Source organism: Thermus sp. FJN-A (genome assembly GCF_054655095.1).
In genome coordinates, this window is record NZ_BAAHSC010000174.1 from 55,316 (window position 1) to 74,297 (window position 18,982).

The following is an 18,982-nucleotide window of genomic DNA, read 5'->3' on the forward strand; positions in this document are numbered from 1 at the left end:
GAGATGGAAGGCACCCTCCTCGACCACCTGTACCGCCACGCCCGGGAAAGGCCCAAGGCCCCCGCGCTACGGGTCAAGCGGCTTGGGGTGTGGCAGAAGACCTCGTGGGAAGACCTCTGGCATAGGACCCTGAGCCTGGCGGGCGGCCTCGCCGCCCTGGGGCTCCGGGAGGGGGAGGTGCTCGCCATCCTGGGCCACAACGCCCCGGAGTGGGTGGAGGCGGAGCTCGCCGCCCAGGCCCTGGGGGCCCTGCCCATGGGCATCTACCCCGACGCCATGCCCGAGGAGGTGGGCTACTTCCTGGAGTTCACCGGGGCGAGGGGCATGGTGGTGGCCGACGAGGAGCAGCTGGACAAGGTCTACCCCTACCTCCACCTCCTGGACTTCGTCCTGGTTTGGGAGGAGGCGGGCATGACCCGCCATTTCCAGGGCAAGGTGCGCCGCTTCAGCCAGGCCTTCGGGGACCCCAAGGTGGGGGAAGAGGCCCTAAAGGGGCGCCGCCCCCAGGAGACCGCCCTCCTCGCCCCCACCTCCGGCACCACGGGGCGGAGCAAGCTCGCCATGCTCTCCCACCAAAACCTCCTGGCAGGCCACGAGGCCCTGCGCCAGGCCCTGGGCTTCCAACGGGGGGCCTGGGTCTTCAGCTACTTGCCCCTCCCCTGGATCGGGGAGCAGATGCTCACCGTGGTGCAGAGCCTGGTGGAGGGCTCCACCGTCCACTTCCCCGAGGACCCCACCACGCTTAAGGAGGACCTCAAGGAGGTGCAGCCCGACTTCTTCCTGGCCCCCCCCAGGCTCTGGGAGGACATGGCGAGCCTCATCCAAAGCCGCATGGCCGACGCCGATCTCCTCAAGGCCTTCTTCTACCGGGTGGGAATGGGGGCCCTTTGGGAAGGGGCAAGCCGGGAGTTCCGCGGGGAAAGGGTGGGGCTTTGGCTCAACCTCAAGCGGGCCCTCTTCTACCCCCTCATCGCCCGGCCCCTAAGGGCGAGGCTCGGGCTTGCCGCCTGCCGCATCGCCGTCACGGGCGGGGCCCCCCTGGGCCACGAGGTCTTCACCTTCTTCCGCGCCCTGGGTCTGGACATCCGCCAGGTCTACGGCCAGTCGGAGACCGCCGCCGCCACCACCGCCCACGCCACGGGGGACGCCCCCCCGGAGACCGTGGGCCCCCCGCTTCCCCACACGGAGGTGCGCCTCAGCGAGGAGGGGGAGATCCAGGTGCGGGGGCCCCAGGTCTTCCAGGGCTACTTCCGCCAGGAGGAGGCCACGGCGGAGAGCTTCGCCCCGGACGGCTTCTTTCGCACCGGGGACGCGGGGTTCTTTGACGAGCGGGGGCACCTGGTGATCCTGGGCCGGGTCAAGGAGGTGGGGGCCCTAGAGGACGGGACCCGCTTCGCCCCCCAGTTCCTGGAAAACCGCCTCAAGTACTCCCCCTACATCCGGGAGGCCGTGGTCCTGGGCCACGGCAAGCCCTTCGTGAGCGCCCTCGTTGAGCTGGACCCCGAGAACGTGCAGAACTGGGCGAGGCGGCGGGGCATCCCCTTCACCACCTACCTCTCCCTCACCGAGCGCCCCGAGGTCCGGGCCCTCATCGCCGAGGAGATCCGCATGGTGAACAAGACCCTGCCCGAGAAGCTGAGGATCCAACGCTTCGCCATCCTGCCCAAGGAGCTCCACCCGGACGACGAGGAGATCACCCGCACCCGGAAGGTGCGCCGTCAGGTGGTGGAGGCCCGCTACGGCCCGGTCATCCAGGCCCTCTACGGGGAAGGGGGCCGGGTGGAGGTGAGCCTGCCCATCCGCTACCTGGAAGGGGAAGGCCGGCTCCAGGCCACCTTGGAGGTGCAGGAGGTTTAGGATGTACGCCCTCTCCAAGCGCCTCACCGACGCCTTTAGCCGCCGGTTTGCCCGGGCGGTGCGGGAGACCTACCGGGAGGACGAGGCCTACGCCAGCACCCCCTTGGGCCGGGTGGCCCTGGGGGCTTTCCTGGCCCTCCTGCTCCTCCTGCCCCTCCTCCTCGGGCCTTACCCCATGTACGTGGCCACCCTGGTGGCCATCGGGGCCCTCTCCGCCCTGGGCCTCCACCTCCTGGTGGGGGGGGCGGGGCAGATCTCCCTGGGCCACGCGGCCTTCATGGGGGTGGGGGCCTATGCGGCAAGCCACCTCTTCGGGCCCCTGGTCCCCTTGGGCATCCTCTTGGGCGGGGGGGTCGCCGCCCTCTTGGGGATGGTGCTGGCCCTCCCCTCCTTGCGCATCAAGGGGGTGTACCTGGCCATCGCCACCCTGGCCTTCCAGTTCCTGGCGGACTACGTCTTCAAGAACTGGGAGGCGGTGACCGGGGGGATCCGGGGCCGGACCCTCCCTCCCCCTGAGGTCCTGGGCTTAAGCCTGGACACCCCGGAGAAGCTTTGGTACCTGGTCCTCCTCTTCGCCCTGCCCCTCTTCCTCTACGCCAAGCGCCTCCTCATGACCCGCGCCGGGAGGGCCTTCATGGCGGTGCGGGACAACGACCTCTCCGCCCGGGTGGCCGGGGTGGACCTCACCCGGGTGAAGCTCCTCGCCTTCGCCCTCTCCGCCTTCTACGCCGGGGTGGCCGGGGGGCTTTTGGCCCAGCTCTACAAGGCGGTGACCCCGGAGTACTTCCCCTTCACCGTGAGCGTCCAGTACCTGGCCATGGTGATCGTGGGCGGGGCGGGGACGGTGCTCGGGGCCGTTTTGGGGGCCTTCTTCGTCCTCCTGATCCCGGAGGTGCTCAACAGCTTCGTGGGGGCCCTGGGGCCCCAGTACGCGGCCACCCTGGCCGCCTGGCGCAACGTGGTCTTCGGCCTCCTGATCCTCCTCTTCCTCATCCTGGAGCCCCTGGGCCTGGTGGGGCTCTGGGGGCGGGTGCGCAATTACTTCCGCACCTGGCCCCTTCCTTACTGACACCACCCCCTGCTGGCCCAAGCCGGCCGGGAAAGAGGCCAAGCGGCAAGGCCCTAGCGGCCCGAGCGGAGGGCCAGGGGGAGGCCTACCCCCAAGGCGAAGAGGAGGTGGGCCCCCGTGCCCTCCAGGGCCGCGGCAAGGAGTGGGAGGGCCAAGGCCACCGCCAAGACCGCCCGCTTCGGCCTGCGGGAAAGGAGGGCGAGGAGGCCAAAGAGGGCGAGGGCGGCCAGGAGAAGCCGCGGGTCCACGGCCAGGAGCACCCCCGACCCCGTGGCTAGGGCCGTACCCCCCCGGAAGAGGAGCCAGGGGGAGAAGGCCTGCCCCCACACCGCCCCCACCCCCCCCACAAGCCCTCCCAAAGGGTCCCCCGCCACCCCCTCGCCCAGGGCCACGGCCAAGGCCCCCTTGAAGGCGTCCAGGAAGAGGACCATGAGGCCCGGCACCGGCCCCAAAACCCGGTAGGCGTTCAGGGCCCCGGGGTGGCCGGAGCCCTCCCGCAGGAGATCCCTCCCCCTTAGGGCGCCAAACCAGAAGGCGATGGGGAGGCTTCCCAGGAGGTAGCCGAGGAGAAGGGCCAGGAGCACGGGCTAGAGGGCCCTTCGCACCTGCTCCTGGAGGCGGAGGAGGGCGGCCTCGAGGCCCCGCAGGCGCAAAGGGGTGAGGAGGTCCTCAAGCCCCGCCCCCCGGTAGAAGGTGGGGGGCACCGCCAGGACGGCCTCCGGGGGTTCCCCCTCGAGGCCCTCCTTCAGGAGGCCGGCAAAGGCCTTCACCGTGGGGGCCTCGTCGGGCACGAAGAAGTGGAGGCGCACCCTGCCCTCCTCCACCTCCGCCTTGAGGAAGAAGGGGGTTTGGCACTCGTGCACCCGCTCCAGCTCCACTCCCGGGGGCGGGGAGGATACCTTCTTGGCGTAATCCAAGAGAACCTGGGCCTTGAGCTCCCGGGGGAGGGAGCGAAGGAGGCCCAGGGCCTCCTCCAGGCGCTGGGGCAGTCCCATGCCCTAAGTCTAGCCCCTGGGAGGCCGGGTGGGGCGGAGCTCCATCTCGCTCACCAGGGCCCTTTCCGGCATCTCCAGGGCGAAGAGGACCGCCTGGGCCACGTCCTCGGGGGCGAGCTTCCAGGCGGCCCCCGGGGTGTTTCCGGCGAAGCCCGTGTCCACGGAGCCCGGCAGGAGGTTGACCACCCGGATGCCCGCCTCCCGCAGCTCCAGCATGGCCGCCCCCATGAGGCCCAGGAGGCCGAACTTGCTGGCGTTGTAGGCGGCCCCGCCCTTGAAGGGGTTTTTCCCCGCCAGGCTCCCCACGTTCACCATCACCCCGCGGGCGCGCTCCAGGAGGGGCAGGGCGGCCTTGAGCCCCAGGAAGGGCCCGAGGAGGTTCACCTCCAAGACCTCCCGCACCTCCGCCTCCGTGAGCTCGGCCACGGGTTTCATGAGGCCGATGCCCGCGTTGTTGACCAGGGCGAAAAGCCCGCCGAAGGCCCTTTCCATCTGGGCCACGGCCCGTTCCCAGTCCCCCGCCCGGCGCACGTCCCCGGGGAGGGGGAGGGCCCCTTCCCCGAGCTCCTGGGCCAAGGCGGAAAGCCTGGCCCCGTCCCGGGCCAGAAGCCCCACCCCGTAGCCCCTTCCGTGGAGGAGGCGGGCCGTGGCCTCCCCGATGCCCCGGCTCGCCCCCGAGATGAGCACGGCGCGCATGGGCTCAGGATAGCCCATACCGGGCCCGGATCTCCCCAAGCAGGGCCTCCACCTTCTCCCTAAGCGCCTCCAGGCTTCCCGTGTTGGCCACCACCCAGGTGGCGCGCCTGAGCTTCTCCTCCTCGGGCATCTGGGCCCGCTCCCGGGCCAGGACCTCCTCCCGGGATAGCCCGGAGCGGGCCATGACCCGCTTCACCCTTTCCTCCAGGGGGGCCACCACCAGGACCACCCCGTGGAGGCGCTTCTCCCAGCCCTTTTCCAAGAGGAGGGGGATTTCCAGGAAGACCAGGGGCGCCTCCAGACGGGCGAGCTCCTCCCGCAAAAGCCGCTCCACCTCGGGGTGGATCAGGGCCTCCAGGGCCCGTAGGCGCTCGGGGTCGGCGAAGACCAGGGCCGCCAAGGCCCTCCGGTCCAGCTCCTCCCCCCGGAAGGCCTCGGGGAAGAGGCGTTTGAGCTCGGGCTTCTTCGCCTCCCGGGCCCTTTCCGCCAAGGCGTCCGCGTCCAGCACGGGGTAGCCCATGCCCCGAAGGAGGGCCGACACGGTGCTTTTGCCGCTCCCGATGTTCCCGGTGAGGCCGATAATGATGGGGTGCTCCGCCTTATCCGCCATATGGACTTCCCCTTTTATACCCCCAAAGGGGCCTTCCCCGTGGGCGGGGCGGTGCGGGACCTCCTCCTGGGGAAAGGGCCTAAGGACCTGGACTACGCCGCCCTGGACCCGGAGGGGGCGGCCCTCGAGGCCCAAGGCCACTACGGGGGCACCCTCTTTTCCCTGGACCCCAGGAGGGGCCACTTCCGCCTGGTGGCGGGCCCCCTCACCCTGGACTTCACCCCCTTGGGGGAAAGCCTGGAGGCGGACCTCCTCCGGCGGGACTACCGCGTGAACGCCCTCGCCTGGGTGCGGGGGAAGGTCTTCGGGCTTCCCGGGGCGGGGGAGGACCTGAGGCGGCGCCTCCTCGTCCCCGTGCGGGAGGAAAACCTCTACCAAGACCACCTCCGGAGCCTCCGGGGGGTGCGCCTCGCCGCCGCCTTGGGCTTCGGGCTTCCCCAGGGGACCCGGGAGGCCCTTTACCGCCACGCCCAGTTCCTCCAGGCCCACCCCGAGGCCCTCCCCGCCAGGGAACGGGTCAAGGAGGAGTTCACCAAGCTCCTCCTCTCCCCCAGGGCCGCCTTCGGCCTCCGCCTCCTGGAGGCCACCGGGCTCCTCGGGGTCTACCTGCCGGAGCTCCTTCCCCTCGTGGGCCTCCACCAAGGGGGGGTGCACCACCTCCCGGCCTGGGAGCACACCCTGAGCGTGGTCTTCCACCTCCTCTGGCTCTGGCCCGAGGCCCCCCTCGAGGCCCGCCTGGCCGCCCTCTACCACGACGCGGGCAAGCCCCTTACCCGCCGCTTCGACCCCGAGGTGGGGCGGTTCCGCTTCCTGGGCCACGCGGAGGTGGGGGCGGAGATCGCCAAGGCGGGCCTCTTCTGGCTCCGGTTTCCCCGGGAGACCGTGGAGAAGGCCTCGGCCCTGGTGCGCCGCCACATGGACCGCCCCCCGGAGGAGAGGGGGGCGCTTCGCCGCTTCTTCCTCCGCCGCCAGGACCTCCTCCCCGCCCTCCCCTACCTCATGGCCGCGGACCGCCTGGCCACAAGGGGCGTGGAAGCCGAGGCCTGGGCGGTGCTCGGGCGCTACCAGGAGGCCCTGAGGGAGCCCCTCCCGGAAAGACCCCTCCTCTCGGGCGAAGCGGTGATGGCCCTCTTGGGCCTGGACCCGGGCCCCGAGGTGGGGAGGGCGCTTAAGGCCCTCCTCGAGGCCCAGGCCTCGGGCCAGGTGAAGACCCCGGAGGAGGCCCGGGCCTTTCTCCTATATTGGGGGGAGCATGGAAGGCCGCTACCGGATCCGTGAGCCCCAGATCACCCCCGTGGCGGGGGGCTTCCTGGTCTCCGACCCCTACGGGGTGTACGAGAAGCCCCTGGCCCTCACGGAAGGGGGGCTCTTCCTCCTCTCCCTCCTGGAGGGAAGGACCCTGGAGGAGATGCAGGAGGAGGTGTTCAAGCGCCACGGGGTCCTGGTGCCCAGGAAGGAGCTAGAGGAGCTGGCCAAGGCCCTGGAGGAGGCGGGCCTTCTCCTCACGGAAGAGGTGGAGGCGAGGCTCAAGGAGGAGGAGGCGAAGCTCAAGAAGGAGCGGCCCATGCGCCTGGCGGGGCTATCCTACCCGGAAGGGGAAAAGGAGGCCCGGGCCTTCCTGGAGGCTTTCCGGGCCAGCTTCTACGGGGAGGCCAGGGGTGGGGAGGCCCTCCTCCTGCCCCACCTGGAGCCCTCCCGCGTCCCCGAGGTCTACGGGGCCGCCCTGGCCGCCTTGGAGAGGACCCCTGAGCCCGAGCGCGTCTACCTGGTGGGGGTGGCCCACCGGCCCCTAAAGGAGGGGGCCGCGGCGCTTCCCGTGCCCTTCCACACCCCCTTCGGCCCCGCCCTGCCGGACCTCCCCGCCCTCCAGGCCCTGGACGCCCTCCTCCCCTTTGAGCTCTTCAACACCCCCCTGGCCTTCCGGGAGGAGCACAGCCTGGAACTCCCCCTCCTCTTCCTCAAGGGGGCCTTCCCAAAGGCCAAGGTGCTCCCCCTCCTGGTGGGGAGGAGAACCCCGGAGCTAGGCGAGGCCCTGAAGGTGGTGCAGGGGGACTTCCCCGGCCTCCTGGTCCTGGCGGTGGACCTCTCCCACGTGGGGCCCCGCTTTGGCGATGCCCCCCTCTCCCGCCCCTTGGCCCAGGAGGCGAGGAGGCGGGACCTGGGCTTCCTGGAGCGGTTGGCCCGGGGGGAGCCCGAGGGCGCCCTCCGCCACCTGGGGGCCAACCCCACCCGCGTGGACGCGGTGGAGGTGGTGGCCAGCCTCACCCCCCTCCTGGCGGGAAGGGAGGGCCAGGTCCTGGCCTACCGCCTGGACCTGGAAGCCCCCACCTTAAGCGCGGTGGGGGCGGCCACCCTGGTCTTCGGCGGGCCTTAGCGCCGCCTGCGCCGCTTGGGGCGGGTCTGGGCCGGGCGGTGCCCCTCGGGCTTTCCTTCCTTGGGGGACCATTCCCCGAAGTAGACGGTGTGCACCGTGGCCCGCTCGGGCCGGTCGTCCCGGCCTCGTTCCCTAGGGGGTCCTACCACCTTGCGCATATCCTCCTCCTTTTCCTTCTTCCTCTTGCCTGGGGTCTTCCCTTCCCCTTGGGCTTCCGCGTAGGGCACCAGGTCCACCTGCCTGAGCCTGGGGTTGGCGGCGGCGATCACCACCTCCATCTCGTCCCCCAGGCGAATCCTCTTCCCCTTGGGGCCGAGGAGGGCCATGGCCTCCTCGCTGTAGGTGAAGGGTCCCAGGGCCTCGAGGCGCACCAGGCCCTCCACCCCGTTAGGCAGGGTGACGAAGGCCCCGAAGCTCGCCACCCCCGTCACCTTGCCCAGGAAGCGGTGGCCCAGGTAAAGCTCCGCCCACTTGGCCATGTAGTACTTGGTGAGCTCCCTTTCCGCAGCCTCCGCCTTCCGCTCCATCTCCGAGGCGTGCTCGGCCACCTGGGGAAAGGTCTCCTGCCAGCGGGCCTTCCGGGCCGGGGTGAGGGTGCGCCTTAGGGCCGCCTTGAGCACCCGGTGGACCACCAGGTCCGGGTAGCGGCGGATGGGGCTCGTGAAGTGCAGGTAGTGCTCCATGGCCAGGCCGAAGTGCCCCAGGTTCTCCGCCGCGTAGCGGGCAAGCCGCAAGGAGCGGAGCACCAGGCCCGCCACCACCGGCTCCTCGGGGCGGCCCTTGGCCTCCAGGAGCACCCTTTGCAAGGCCTTGGGGGAGAGCTTCTCGGGGAGGGTGTACCCGAGGCGGGCCAGGGCCTGCCTGAGCTTGGCGTAGGCCGTTTCCAGGGGCTCCTCGTGCACCCGGAAGAGCCCGGGGAGGCCCCGCCGCACCAGGTACGCCGCCACCATCTGGTTGGCCAGGAGCATGAGCTCCTCAATGAGGCTTCGCGCCCTGGGCTCCTCCTGAGGGATGAGGCGCAGGGTGCCCTCTTCCACCTCCACCTTCACCTCGGGGAAGTTGAAGTCCAAGGAGCCTGCCGCCAGGCGCTTCTGCCGCAGCCTTTGGGTGAGGTCCAGGAGGAGCCTCAGGTCCTCGGCCAGAAAGGCGTGCTCCTCGGGAAGGCCAAACCCCTCGGCGAAGGCCTCCACCTCGGTGTAGGTGGTGCGGGCCACGCTCCTTATGACCCCTTCGGCGAAGCGCACCCGCTTGACCTCCAGGTCCTCGCTGAGGTCCACCAGGACGGAGAGGACGAGGCGGTCCTCCAGGGGCTTGAGGGAGCAGACCCCGTTGGAGAGCCTCTCGGGGAGCATGGGGAGCACCCTCCCCGGCAGGTAGACGCTGGTCCCCCGGAGGAAGGCCTCCTGGTCCAGGAGGCTCCCCTCCCTCACGTAGTGGGAAACGTCGGCGATGTGGACCCCTACCCGGTATCCCCCGGGAAGGCGCTCCACGTGGATGGCGTCGTCAAAGTCCTTGGCGTCCACCCCGTCCACGGTGAAGACCCTGAGGCCCCGGAAGTCCTCCCGCCTCCTGAGCTCGGCCTCGGGGATCTCCAGGGGGATGGCCTCCGCCTCCTTTAGCACCTCCTCCGGGAAGTGGGCGCGGAGGCCATACTTGGCGATGACCGCCTCCGTCTCCGTCTCGGGGGCGTCCCCTTCCCCTAGGTAGGCCAAAAACTCCCCAAAGGGACGCTTCCCGTAGTGGACCTTCACCACGAGGCGGCTTCCCCGCTTTAGGCCCTCCAGCCCCTCGGGAAGAAGCCTGAGCTCGGGCAACCCGGGCTCGTCGGGGAGGAGGACGGCGTACCCCTTGCGGAAGTCCAGCCTTCCCACCACCCGCTCCCGGGCCCGCTTTAAGATGCGCTCCACCACCCCCCAGGCCCTCCCGTCCCGGCCCGGAGGCATGAGGCGGGCCTCCACCAGGTCACCCGGCCAAGCGTCCCGGGTGTAGCCCGGGGGGATGAAGAGGTCCCCCTCGGGGAGGCGGACGAAGCCGTACCCGTCCCGGTGGAGGCTGATGGGGCCCTGGACCCGTTGGGGGAGGAAGTAGTGGCTTCCCTTTTTCTCCAGGAGGCCTTCCCGGACCAGGGCCCCCAGGTAGCCCTTGGCCTCCCTCTTGGAAAGGCCAAAGCGGTGAAGGATCTCCTCTAGCCTGTGGGGCTTCCCGGTCTTTTTGAAAAACTCCAGCAGCGTTTCCTGCATTCTATCCCAGCAGGCCCTCGAGGGCCTTTTCCGTGGCCTCCAGGGCCTCCGAGAAGGCGGCGAGGGCCTCGTCCACGTGCTCCTTGCCGATGATGAGGGGGGGCTCGAGGCGCACCACCTTGGGGTTGTTCAGGCCGAAGGCGGTGATGACGCCCCTTTCCGCCAGCTCCGCCACCACCAGGGCGCCGATGTCGGCATCGGCGAACTCCACGCCCAGCATAAGCCCCCGCCCCCGCACGTCCTCCATGAGGTGGGGGAAGGCCTGCTTCAGGGCCTTCAGCCCCTCCATCAGGTAGCCGCCGAGCTCCAGGGCCCTTTCCGGCAGGTTCTCCTCCAGGGTGACCTGGATGGCCGCCAGGGCCGCCGCCGCCGCCAGGGGGTTGCCCCCGAAGGTGGAGGAGTGGAAGAGGGGGTTTCCCTTGAAGACCTCAAAGACCTCCCGCCGGCCCACGCAGGCCCCGATGGGCATCACCCCGCCCCCCAAGGCCTTGGCCAGGGTCATGAGGTCCGGGGAAACCCCCTCCCAGTCCACCCCGAAGAGCTTCCCCGTGCGGCCGAGGCCCGTCTGCACCTCGTCGGCGATCATGAGGACGCCCCGCCTCTTGGTGAGCTCCCGCACCCCCCTCAGGTACCCCTCGGGGGGCACCCGGATGCCCCCCTCCCCCTGGATGGGCTCCACGATGACCGCGGCCGTGGCCTCGTCCATGGCGGCCTCCAGGGCCTCTAGGTCCCCGTAGGGCACCACCTTGACCCCGGGGAGGAGGGGTCTTGCGGGGTCCTGGTACTCGGGCTTGGGGGTGAGGGAAAGCGCCCCCATGGTCTTCCCGTGGAACCCCCCCTGGGTGGTGATGATCCCCGGCTTTCCGGTGTAGGCCCGGGCCAGCTTGATGGCCGCCTCCACCGCCTCGGCCCCGGAGTTGCCGAAGAAGACCATCTCTAAGCCCTCCGGGGTGATCTCGGCAAGCCTCGCCGCAAGGCGGGCCGTGGGCTCGGAGACCAGCACCCGCACGGACATGGGCATGCGGTCAAGCTGGCGCTTCACCGCCTCCACCACCTTGGGGTGGCGGTGGCCCAGGTTCAGGGTGCCGTAGAGGCCCAGGAAGTCCAGGTAGCGCTTGCCCGTGGTGTCCCACACGTAGGGGCCTTCCGCGTGGGCCTCCACCCGGTCCAGCCCGGTGAAGCGAAGGAGTCCAGCAAGGCCTGGGTTGATATGCCGCTCAAAGAGGGTAAAGGCGTCCAAGTCCATGCCCCAATGCTACTTTAATTGTAGCACGCTCAAGGCCCGGTGGATGTCCTCCGGGATGCGGGCTGCCCTTCCCCCCACCTGGCAGAGGTGGCGGGTGAAGCCCTCGGCGAGGAGGACCCCCTCCCGCTCCACCCGGTAGCGGAAGAGGAGGGCCCGGGAGGAGAGCTCGGCGAGGCGGGTTTTGACCTCCACCTCCTCCCCGAAGCGGGCCGGGGCGCGGAAGGTGAGGCCGAGCTCCACCACCGGGAAGAACACCCCCCTCGCCTCCACGAGGTGGTAGGGGAGCCCGGCCCTCTCCAGGAAGTCCACCCGGGCGGCCTCCAGGTAGACGGCGTAGACCGAGTGGTGGACCACCCCCATCTGGTCGGTCTCGGCGTAGCGGACCTTTATGCGGGTGACGCTCTCCACGGCAAGAACTCCAACCTGGGCAGGCGGCGCAGGCGCACCCTCTTGGCCAGGGCGGCAAGAAGCCTCCTTTGCGCATGGCGCAGGGCCGCCAAGGCCCTCTCCTCCTCCCCAAAGGCCTCCACGTAGACGGAAAGCACCCCCCCATCCGGGGAGAGGCGCACCGCCTCCACGGTGAGGAGGAAGAGCCTCGGGTCCTCAAGCTCTCCCACGGCCTCGGCCAGGGCCCGAAGGAGCCTTTCCTCCAGGTGGGCCCTCCCGTAGCTCACGTCCCCATCCTACCCCGGCCCCTGCCCCCGGTCTAGGGAGGCCACCACCTCGACAAGCCCCCGGGCCACCTCCTCCGCCCCCTCCTCCGCCTCCACCATCACCCGGACGAGGGGCTCGGTCCCCGAAGGGCGGACGTTCACCCGGCCCCGGCCTCCCAGCCGCCTCTCGGCCTCGGCCAGGGCCTCGCGGAGCCTGGGATGGGCCATCACCTTTTCCTTGTCGGAAACCCGCACGTTCAGGAGGACCTGGGGATACATGGGCAGGGCCTCGTACCAGTCGGAAAGGTCCCCGCCCAGGGCCTTTAGGGCCCTCAGGGTGAGGAGGGCGGTGAGGAGGCCGTCCCCCGTGGTGTGGTGGCGGAGGAAGATCACGTGCCCCGAGGGCTCCCCCCCCAGAGCGAGGCCCGTCTCCTTAAGCTTCTCCAGGACGTACCGGTCCCCCACCGCCGCCCGGTGGAAGGCGAGGCCCCTCTCCTTCAGGGCCACCTCCAGGCCCATGTTGCTCATCACCGTCCCCACCACCCCCTTTTCCCCAAAGGCCAAGGCGGCGAGGTAGAGGACGTGGTCCCCGTGGAAGAGGCGCCCCTTGCGGTCTATGAGCTGCACCCGGTCCCCGTCCCCATCAAAGGCGATTCCCAGGTCCAGCCCAAGCTCCACCACGAAGCGGGCTAGGGCCTCGGGGTGGGTGGAGCCGCAGGCCCGGTTGATGTTCCTGCCGTCCGGGGTGTTGAAGAAGGCCATGACCTCGGCCCCCGCCTTCTGGAAGAGCTTGGGCCCGAGGCGGTAGGTGGCCCCGTGGGCCAGGTCCAGGCCCACCTTGAGCCCCGTGAGGTCCGGGGCGTGGGCGAGGAGGAAGTCCAGGTACATCCTCTCCGCTTCCCGGAAGTCCCCCACGGTGCCGATGCCCCGGGTGGGGTGGTCCTCCAGGAGAAGGCGCTCTATCTCCTCCTCGGCCTCGTCGGGGAGCTTTTCCCCCGCGGGCCCGAAGAACTTGATGCCGTTGTCCTGGTAGGGGTTATGGCTCGCCGAGATCACCGCCCCCGCCGTGGCCTTGAGGGCCTTGGTGAGGTGGGCGACCCCCGGGGTGGGGAGGACCCCGAGGTGCTCCACCCGCACCCCCTGGCTCAAAAGCCCCGCCGCCAAGGCGGCCTCCAGCAGGTCCGAGGACTCCCGGGTGTCCTTGGCGAGGAGCACCACGGGCCTAGCCTCCTGGGCCCGGAAGTAGGCCCCCGCCGCCTGGCCGAGCCTTAGGACGAACTCCGGGGTGAGGGGGGGTTTGCCCGCCTCCCCTCGCACCCCGTCGGTGCCGAAGTAGCGCCTCATGGGGAGGACTATACCTCAGGGCCACCCGGGGCACATGGGGGGCTTGACCTGCCCGTGGTCGCCCCTGACCCTACTCAGGGCGCTGAGCAAAAATGCTCACCGCGCTGAGCAAACGCTCTCTCAGCCCTCTCCCACGCCCCCGGCGGAAAGGGCCGGTGGGCCCTTCTGGGCCCACCTCCTGGCCTTCCCGTAAGTACCCCGCCGAGGCCTTCGCCTCGGCGGGGGCCCCAGAAGGGCTTTCCCACAGCCCTGGCCAGGACTCCCTATGTGGCGAAACCAGGGTGGCAGGCGGGAGCCTAGGGGCTGTCAGGAAGCTTGATCTGGACCGGGGCGTGCCGGTTCTCCCGGGTGCCGTCCCCCACCTGCCCGTAGTCGTTCCGCCCCCAGGCCCACACCGTCCCGTCCCGCTTCACGGCGATGAAGGTGTGCCAGTGCTTCCAGAAGACCACCCCGTCCATGCCAATGGGGGGCACGGGCCGGTCCCAGTTCCGGTCCATGGGGCCGATGCCCAGCATGCCGTAGTTCGCGCTGCCGTCCCAGCTGGTGTGGGCACCCCAGGCCCAGAGGGTCCCGTCCCGGGTGAGGGCGGAGCTGTTGAGGTTCCCCGCCTGGACCCGCACCACGTCCTTGAGGCCCGCCACCTTGGTGAGGGGGGCGCAGTAGTTGTTGAACACGCCCGCCTGGCCGTGGCGGCTAAGCCCCCAGGCCACCACCTCCCCGGTGCCCAGGAGGGCCACGAAATGGCTCCCACCCACGGCCAGCTGGACCACCCCCTTGAGCCCCTCCACGGGCACAGGGACGGGCTGGCCGTGTCCATAGTCCCAAGCATATTCCCAATTCCAGCAGTCCTTGCCGTTGCCCAAGAGGCCGTGGGTGTTGTTCCCCCACACCCAGACGGTGCCGTCCTCCCTCAGGACCCCGGCCACATTAATCCCGAGGACCCCCGAGGGGAAGGCCTTGACCCCCGTGAGCCCCTGCACCTGCACGGGGAGGGGCTGGTCCCTGAACTCCCCGTTGCCAAGCAAACCGAAGCCCCCCCATCCCCAGGCCCAGACGGTGCCGTCCCGCCTGAGAGCGTAGCTAGTACGCCAACCAGCCCGGATGTCCACCACGTCCGTGAGGCCCCGCACAGGGTGGGGCACCAGGGGGTTGGGGCTGATCCCGATCTGGCCATCGTCGTTCTTGCCCCAGGCCCACACCGTCCCGTCCCGCCTCAGGGCCAGAGAGTGGGACGTGCCCGCCGCCACCGCCACCACGTCCGTGAGCCCCGGGACCTTCACGGGCTTGAGCTCCGCCTCCGAGGTCCTGCCGAGGCCGAGCTGGCCGGAGTCGTTCCGCCCCCAGGCCCAGACGGTGCCGTCCTTGGCCACGTAGAGGACGTGGTAGGTTGAAATGCTCAGGCGCCTCTCCCAGTCCGCCCAAGTGTCCTGGGTGGGGGCAGGCCTGGGGGCGGGGGCGGCCTGGGCCGCCCCCCCGGTGATGGGGATCCCCCGGAAGCTGAGCCCCCCGAAGGTGAGGAGGGGGAAGACCCGCACCTCGGGGGGCACCCCGGCGAAGACCAGGGTGCCGTTCACCCGGGCGCCCGTGGGGAAGCCGAAGGTAGCCTTGGTGTCGTCCGCCGTGCCCCCCTCCACGGTGAGGCGGCCTGGGTACAGGGCCCCGTCCGGGGCCAGGGCCTGGACGGTGCTCTGCAGGACGGTGACCGTCTGGTTGGTCTGGGCCAGGCTCTCAAAGACCACGGCGCACACCACGCGGCCCTGCGTGTCCCGCACGCACCCCGGCACCCGCACCTTGGCGTTGATCTGCGGGGCCACCACCTCCACCACCGCCCCTCGGGGCGGAGTGGCCTGGGCGTGGGCCAAAACGCCCAGGGCACCCACCAAGAGGCTGATCCAGAAACGTTTCTTCATAGGCTCCTCCTTGAAAGGAGGATAAGCAGGCAAAATGAGAGAAAAATGAACCAGGCCTCAAGCCGCCTGAGGGATAACCTCTACCCCTTGGCGGAAAGCCAGTCCTCCCCCATCCCCACCTCCACCTCCAGGGGCGCGGCGAGGGGGTAGGCCTCCTCCATGACCTCCTTGGCCAGGGCGGCCACCTCCTCGGCCCGGTCCTTGGGGGCCTCCAGAAGGAGCTCATCGTGGACCTGGAGGAGCATGCGGGCCCCCATCTCCCGCAGGCGGGGGAAAAGCTTCACCATGGCGAGCTTCATGAGGTCGGCCGCGGTGCCCTGGACGGGCATGTTGAAGGCCATGCGCTCGGCGGCCTCCCTGACGCTTTTCACCCGGGCGTTGAGGTCGGGCACGTAGCGCCTCCTGCCGAAGAGGGTCTCCACGTAGCCCCGCTTCCTCCCCTCCTCCAGGGTCTTCTCTATCCAGGCCCGCACCTTGGGGAAGCTCTGGAAGTAGCGCTCAATGAAGGCCACCGCCTCCTCGTAGGGGATCGCCAGCTCCTGGGAGAGCCTGTGGGCAGACATGCCGTAGAGGACGCCGAAGTTCACCGTCTTGGCCGCCCGGCGCATCAGGGGGTTTACGGCCTCCTTGGGCACGGCAAACATCCAGCTTGCGGTCTCGGTGTGGATGTCCTGGCCCTCCCTAAAGACCCGTATGAGGTTCTCGTCCCCGGAAAGGTGGGCGAGGACCCGTAGCTCTATCTGGCTATAGTCCAGGGCCACCAGCACCCACCCCTCCTCGGCCACGAAGGCCCGGCGGATCCTCTGGCCCAAAGGGGTGCGGATGGGGATGTTCTGCAGGTTGGGGTCGGAGCTGCTAAGCCTTCCCGTGGCCGTGGCCGTCTGGTTGAAGCGGGTGTGGAGGCGGCCCGTCCTCGGGTGGACGAGGCTTGGGAGGGGGTCTACGTAGGTGCTCTTGAGCTTGGTGAGCTCCCGGTACTCCAGGATCTTCTCCACGATGGGGTGGGCCTCGCGGAGGGCCTCGAGGACGGCAGCGCTGGTGGAGCGCTTGCCGGTCTTCTCCGTCTTGCCGATGGCGGGGAGCCTCAACTCGTCAAAGAGGACCCTTTCCAGCTGGTCCCTGGAGTTCAGGTTAAAGGGATGGCCCGCGAGACGAAAGACCTCCTCCTCGAGGCGCCGGACCTCCCCCTCAAGCTCCAGGGAAAGGGCCTTCAGGTAGGCCACGTCCAGCCGGACCCCGGTGGCCTCCATGTGGGCCAGGACCCGGGAGAGGGGCCTTTCCACCTCCTGGTAGAGCCAAAGGAGCTTCTCCTCCCCCTGGAGGCGCTCCAGGAGGTTTTGCTGAAGCCGCTCGGCGAGAAGGGCCCGTAGGGCGGCGTCTTCCGTCCACTCCCCCCCGTAGCGCCGCGCCACCCCCTCGGGGGTGGTGTTGGAGGGGTCCAGGAGGTAGGCGAGGAGCATAGGGTCGTCCGAGGGCGCGAGGTCCAGCCCCTCCCGGAGGGCCAAAACGGCGAGGTCCTTGGCGAGGAGGCCTGGGATCTCCTTGAGCTCCCTTAGCCCCGCCAAGGGGTCTTGTGCCCGGTGCACCTGGCCTTCCTTGCAAGCGGCAAGGGCTTTAAGCTCCGCCCACATGGGCTCGGGGCGGGAGAGGACGAAGCCCACGAAGGCCCCTTCCGGCGGGGGCCAGGGCGCCTCCTCCAGGGGGGCGGGGGCTTCCAGGAGGCCGAACTCGTGGAGGAGGCTTCCGAACTCCAGCCGCTCCAGGAAGGCCCGAAGCCCCTCCCAGTCGGGCTCCTTGCGCCTTTGGAAGTCCACCTCCAGGGGGAGGCCGGCGCGCACCCGGGAGAGCTCCAGGGAAAGCCTGAGGTCTTCCAGGTGGGCTTTGATCTTCTCCCGGGCGCTTTCCGGCTTCACCCGGTCCAGGTTCTGGAGGAGGTTTTCCAGGCTTCCCCACTCCTTGAGGAGCCTAAGGGCGGTCTTCTCCCCGATCCCCCTCACCCCGGGAAGGTTATCGGAAGGGTCGCCCACCAGGGCGCGGAAGTCCACCCACTGCTCCGGCCTCAAGCCGTACTTCTCCCAGAGCCACTCCGGGGTGATGAGGTGGCCCTCGGGGTGGAGGACGGAAATCCTCTGGGAAAGGAGCTGGTAGAGGTCGCGGTCGGCGGTGAGGATACGCACCTCATACCCCTCCTTTTCCGCCTTCTTCGCCAGGGTGGCGAGGACGTCGTCCGCCTCGTAGCCGGGGACCTCGAGGCGGGCAAGCCCCAGGAGGTCCACCAGCTCCTTGATGAGGGCGAGCTGCCGGGGAAAGTCCTCCGGGGTGGGGGCCCTGCCCGCCTTGTAGGCCTCGTAGGCCTCGTGGCGGAAGGAGGGGGCCTTGGCGTCAAAGACCACCACCACCACGTCCCCGTCCTCCTTAAGGGCCTTGAGAAGGCTCTTGGCGAAGCCGTAGACCGCCTGCACCGGTTCGCCCCGGCTCGTGGTGAGGGCCTTCAGGGCGAAGAAGGCGCGGTAGGCCAGGTGGTGGCCGTCCACCAGGAGGACCCGGCCTTGGGGTTCAAAGAGGGATCGCATCGCCTCCATGCTACTCCAGGGCCGCCTGTCCCCGGGTGGCGTCCAGGAGGGCCTTTAGGAAGCCTTCCCGCTCGGGGCTAGGGAGGAGGAGGGCGAAGCGCACCCCCTCCGGGGTGTAGGCCTCCTCGGCCCTTAGGGCGCGGGCCTCCAGGAGGGCGTAAACCCGGCCCACCTCGGCGAAGGGCACCGAGAAGACGAGCCGCACCCGTTCCACCAAGGGGACCTTGGGCGCCCGCCTCAGGGCCTCCGCCGCCACCCCTCCGTAGGCCCGCGCGAGCCCCCCGGCCCCCAGCTTGACTCCCCCAAAGTAGCGCACCACCAGCACCGCCACCCGGTCCAGGCCCTGGGCCTCTATGGCGTGGAGGATGGGCCTGCCCGCGGTGCCCGAAGGCTCCCCGTCGTCAAAGAAGCGGTAGAGGAGGCCGATCTTGTAAGCGTAGCAGTTGTGGGTGGCCTCTGGCTCCCGGTTGGCAGCGAGAAACGCCAGGGCCTCTTCCTCCGAGGCCACGGGGGCCGCCTTGGCGATGAAGCGGCTTTTCTGGATCTCCTCCTCGTACTCCACCTTGTCCGCCAGGGTAAGGCTCACCCTTCCCCCCCCAAGGCCCGGCGGGCCGCCTCCTCCATGCCCAAGGGGTCCGGGAGGAGGCCCGTCCAGATGCGGAAGGCCAAAGCCCCCTGCCAGGCGAGCATAGGGAGGCCCGTCTGCACCTTCAGGCCCCTGGCCTTGGCCTCCCGCAAGAACCGGGTCCAGAGGGGGCGGTAGACCAAATCCACCGCCGCCCCCTCCTCGGGGAGGAGTTCCGGCGGCAAGGGGGTGGCCCCGGGGTCACCGAGCCCCACGCTGGTGGCGTTCACGAGAAGCCGGGCCTCCTTCGCCCGTTCCAGGGGAACCGCTTTCAGGCCGAACTCCGCCGCCAAGGCCAGGGCCCTTTCCCCCGTCCGGTTCCAGACCCAGACCTCGAGGCCCGCTTCCCGGAGGGCCCAGGCCACGGCCCTGCCCGCCCCTCCCGCCCCCAGGACCAGGGCGGGACCCCGCAAGGGGATGCCCCCCGCCTTTAGGGCCGCCAGGAACCCGGGGGCATCGGTGTTGAAGCCGAAGAGGCCTCCCTCCACGCTGAGCACCGTGTTCACCGCCCCGATGGCCCTGGCCTCGGGGGAAACCCAGTCCAGAAGCCCCAGGGCAGCCTCCTTGAGGGGAATGGTGAGGTTGGCCCCCCGGTAGGCCCGGCGCACCTCCCCCAGGCGTTCGGGAAGGGCCTCTAGAGGGGTATCCAAAGCCTCGTAGCTTCCCCCAAGGCCCAGGCTTTCCAGGGCGAAGCGGTGCATGGCTGGGGAAAGGGAGTGGGCCACGGGGTGACCCAGCACGGCAAGGCGCACCATCCTCCCCAGGATACCGGGACCCGGGGCATTCCCTC

The 18,982-nt window shown here is 70.0% G+C and carries 17 protein-coding genes; 4 read left to right on the forward strand and 13 right to left on the reverse strand.

The genetic code is table 11. From position 1 onward, the window contains the following. Positions 1–3 precede the first annotated feature (3 nt). Together ACYQ0J_RS05865 and ACYQ0J_RS05870 are read left to right on the forward strand one after the other, a co-directional pair. The gene (locus tag ACYQ0J_RS05865; RefSeq protein ID WP_460171242.1) at positions 4–1,857 is read left to right on the forward strand and encodes an AMP-binding protein; all 1,854 of its coding nucleotides are present in this window, start codon (positions 4–6) and stop codon (positions 1,855–1,857) included. A 1-nt stretch (position 1,858) separates the two neighbouring features. Beyond that, the gene (locus ACYQ0J_RS05870; protein WP_460171243.1) at positions 1,859–2,926 is read left to right on the forward strand and encodes a branched-chain amino acid ABC transporter permease; all 1,068 of its coding nucleotides are present in this window, start codon (positions 1,859–1,861) and stop codon (positions 2,924–2,926) included. Positions 2,927–2,979: 53 nt separating this feature from the next. On the opposite strand, the gene ACYQ0J_RS05875 is transcribed toward ACYQ0J_RS05870, so the two are convergent. From ACYQ0J_RS05875 to coaE, 4 genes are read right to left on the reverse strand one after another with little or no spacing between them, the layout of a single operon-like run. Then, the gene (locus ACYQ0J_RS05875; protein WP_460171244.1) at positions 2,980–3,510 is read right to left on the reverse strand and encodes a glycerol-3-phosphate acyltransferase; all 531 of its coding nucleotides are present in this window, start codon (positions 3,508–3,510) and stop codon (positions 2,980–2,982) included. A gap of 3 nt (positions 3,511–3,513) precedes the next feature. After that, entirely contained in the window at positions 3,514–3,921 is a 408-nt protein-coding gene (locus ACYQ0J_RS05880; protein ID WP_460171245.1) for a SufE family protein, read from the reverse strand. A 9-nt stretch (positions 3,922–3,930) separates the two neighbouring features. Beyond that, positions 3,931–4,617 (reverse strand): SDR family oxidoreductase, encoded by a 687-nt coding sequence (locus ACYQ0J_RS05885; protein ID WP_460171246.1) that lies wholly within the window; start codon positions 4,615–4,617, stop codon positions 3,931–3,933. A 4-nt stretch (positions 4,618–4,621) separates the two neighbouring features. Next, on the reverse strand, positions 4,622–5,227 hold the full coding sequence (coaE, locus tag ACYQ0J_RS05890) for a dephospho-CoA kinase (protein ID WP_460171247.1): 606 nt from the start codon (positions 5,225–5,227) through the stop codon (positions 4,622–4,624). Here coaE and ACYQ0J_RS05895 point away from each other — a divergent pair, their 5' ends adjacent. Both ACYQ0J_RS05895 and amrB read left to right on the forward strand, forming a co-directional pair. Further along, positions 5,228–6,505 carry an HDIG domain-containing metalloprotein gene (locus tag ACYQ0J_RS05895; protein ID WP_460171496.1) on the forward strand — a complete coding sequence of 426 codons (1,278 nt, stop codon included), beginning with the start codon at positions 5,228–5,230 and terminating at the stop codon, positions 6,503–6,505. Then, entirely contained in the window at positions 6,480–7,601 is a 1,122-nt protein-coding gene (amrB, locus tag ACYQ0J_RS05900) for an AmmeMemoRadiSam system protein B (protein WP_460171248.1), read from the forward strand. The genes ACYQ0J_RS05895 and amrB overlap by 26 nt, the downstream gene beginning before the upstream one ends. On the opposite strand, the gene rnr is transcribed toward amrB, so the two are convergent. The 9 genes from rnr to aroE all read right to left on the reverse strand — a co-directional run bounded on the left by rnr (position 7,598) and on the right by aroE (position 18,947). Next, positions 7,598–9,841 (reverse strand): ribonuclease R, encoded by a 2,244-nt coding sequence (gene rnr / locus ACYQ0J_RS05905; RefSeq protein ID WP_460171249.1) that lies wholly within the window; start codon positions 9,839–9,841, stop codon positions 7,598–7,600. The two genes, amrB and rnr, sit on opposite strands and share 4 nt — an antisense overlap. A gap of 1 nt (position 9,842) precedes the next feature. After that, positions 9,843–11,087 (reverse strand): aspartate aminotransferase family protein, encoded by a 1,245-nt coding sequence (locus tag ACYQ0J_RS05910; RefSeq protein ID WP_460171250.1) that lies wholly within the window; start codon positions 11,085–11,087, stop codon positions 9,843–9,845. Positions 11,088–11,096: 9 nt separating this feature from the next. Next, positions 11,097–11,495, reverse strand: a complete 399-nt coding sequence (locus ACYQ0J_RS05915) for an acyl-CoA thioesterase (RefSeq protein WP_460171251.1) — start codon at positions 11,493–11,495, stop codon at positions 11,097–11,099. Beyond that, complete coding sequence (locus tag ACYQ0J_RS05920; protein WP_460171252.1) at positions 11,474–11,761, reverse strand: ribosome-binding factor A; 288 nt, start codon at positions 11,759–11,761, stop codon at positions 11,474–11,476. Before ACYQ0J_RS05920 ends, ACYQ0J_RS05915 begins: the two co-directional genes overlap by 22 nt. 9 nt (positions 11,762–11,770) lie before the next feature. Further along, positions 11,771–13,084, reverse strand: a complete 1,314-nt coding sequence (gene glmM, locus ACYQ0J_RS05925) for a phosphoglucosamine mutase (RefSeq protein ID WP_460171253.1) — start codon at positions 13,082–13,084, stop codon at positions 11,771–11,773. A 296-nt stretch (positions 13,085–13,380) separates the two neighbouring features. Continuing rightward, positions 13,381–14,994: an RCC1 domain-containing protein gene (locus ACYQ0J_RS05930; protein ID WP_460171254.1), complete on the reverse strand. Its 1,614-nt coding sequence runs from the start codon at positions 14,992–14,994 to the stop codon at positions 13,381–13,383. A gap of 80 nt (positions 14,995–15,074) precedes the next feature. Then, a complete protein-coding gene (polA, locus tag ACYQ0J_RS05935; protein WP_460171255.1) occupies positions 15,075–17,576 on the reverse strand; it encodes a DNA polymerase I in 2,502 nt (833 codons plus the stop codon). Position 17,577: 1 nt separating this feature from the next. After that, on the reverse strand, positions 17,578–18,153 hold the full coding sequence (locus ACYQ0J_RS05940) for an IMPACT family protein (RefSeq protein ID WP_460171256.1): 576 nt from the start codon (positions 18,151–18,153) through the stop codon (positions 17,578–17,580). Further along, the gene (gene aroE, locus ACYQ0J_RS05945; RefSeq protein ID WP_460171257.1) at positions 18,150–18,947 is read right to left on the reverse strand and encodes a shikimate dehydrogenase; all 798 of its coding nucleotides are present in this window, start codon (positions 18,945–18,947) and stop codon (positions 18,150–18,152) included. Before aroE ends, ACYQ0J_RS05940 begins: the two co-directional genes overlap by 4 nt. Positions 18,948–18,982: the final 35 nt, after the last annotated feature.

Bases quoted from the DNA above. Each gene is read 5' to 3' on its own strand.
- ACYQ0J_RS05865 (WP_460171242.1), top strand. From the start codon at position 4: ATGGAAGGCACCCTCCTCGACCACCTGTACCGCCACGCCCGGGAAAGG.
- ACYQ0J_RS05870 (WP_460171243.1), top strand. From the start codon at position 1,859: ATGTACGCCCTCTCCAAGCGCCTCACCGACGCCTTTAGCCGCCGGTTT.
- ACYQ0J_RS05880 (WP_460171245.1), bottom strand. From the start codon at position 3,921: ATGGGACTGCCCCAGCGCCTGGAGGAGGCCCTGGGCCTCCTTCGCTCC.
- ACYQ0J_RS05885 (WP_460171246.1), bottom strand. From the start codon at position 4,617: ATGCGCGCCGTGCTCATCTCGGGGGCGAGCCGGGGCATCGGGGAGGCC.
- coaE (WP_460171247.1), bottom strand. From the start codon at position 5,227: ATGGCGGATAAGGCGGAGCACCCCATCATTATCGGCCTCACCGGGAAC.
- ACYQ0J_RS05895 (WP_460171496.1), top strand. From the start codon at position 5,228: ATGGACTTCCCCTTTTATACCCCCAAAGGGGCCTTCCCCGTGGGCGGG.
- amrB (WP_460171248.1), top strand. From the start codon at position 6,480: ATGGAAGGCCGCTACCGGATCCGTGAGCCCCAGATCACCCCCGTGGCG.
- rnr (WP_460171249.1), bottom strand. From the start codon at position 9,841: ATGCAGGAAACGCTGCTGGAGTTTTTCAAAAAGACCGGGAAGCCCCAC.
- ACYQ0J_RS05910 (WP_460171250.1), bottom strand. From the start codon at position 11,087: ATGGACTTGGACGCCTTTACCCTCTTTGAGCGGCATATCAACCCAGGC.
- glmM (WP_460171253.1), bottom strand. From the start codon at position 13,084: ATGAGGCGCTACTTCGGCACCGACGGGGTGCGAGGGGAGGCGGGCAAA.
- ACYQ0J_RS05930 (WP_460171254.1), bottom strand. From the start codon at position 14,994: ATGAAGAAACGTTTCTGGATCAGCCTCTTGGTGGGTGCCCTGGGCGTT.
- polA (WP_460171255.1), bottom strand. From the start codon at position 17,576: ATGGAGGCGATGCGATCCCTCTTTGAACCCCAAGGCCGGGTCCTCCTG.
- aroE (WP_460171257.1), bottom strand. From the start codon at position 18,947: ATGGTGCGCCTTGCCGTGCTGGGTCACCCCGTGGCCCACTCCCTTTCC.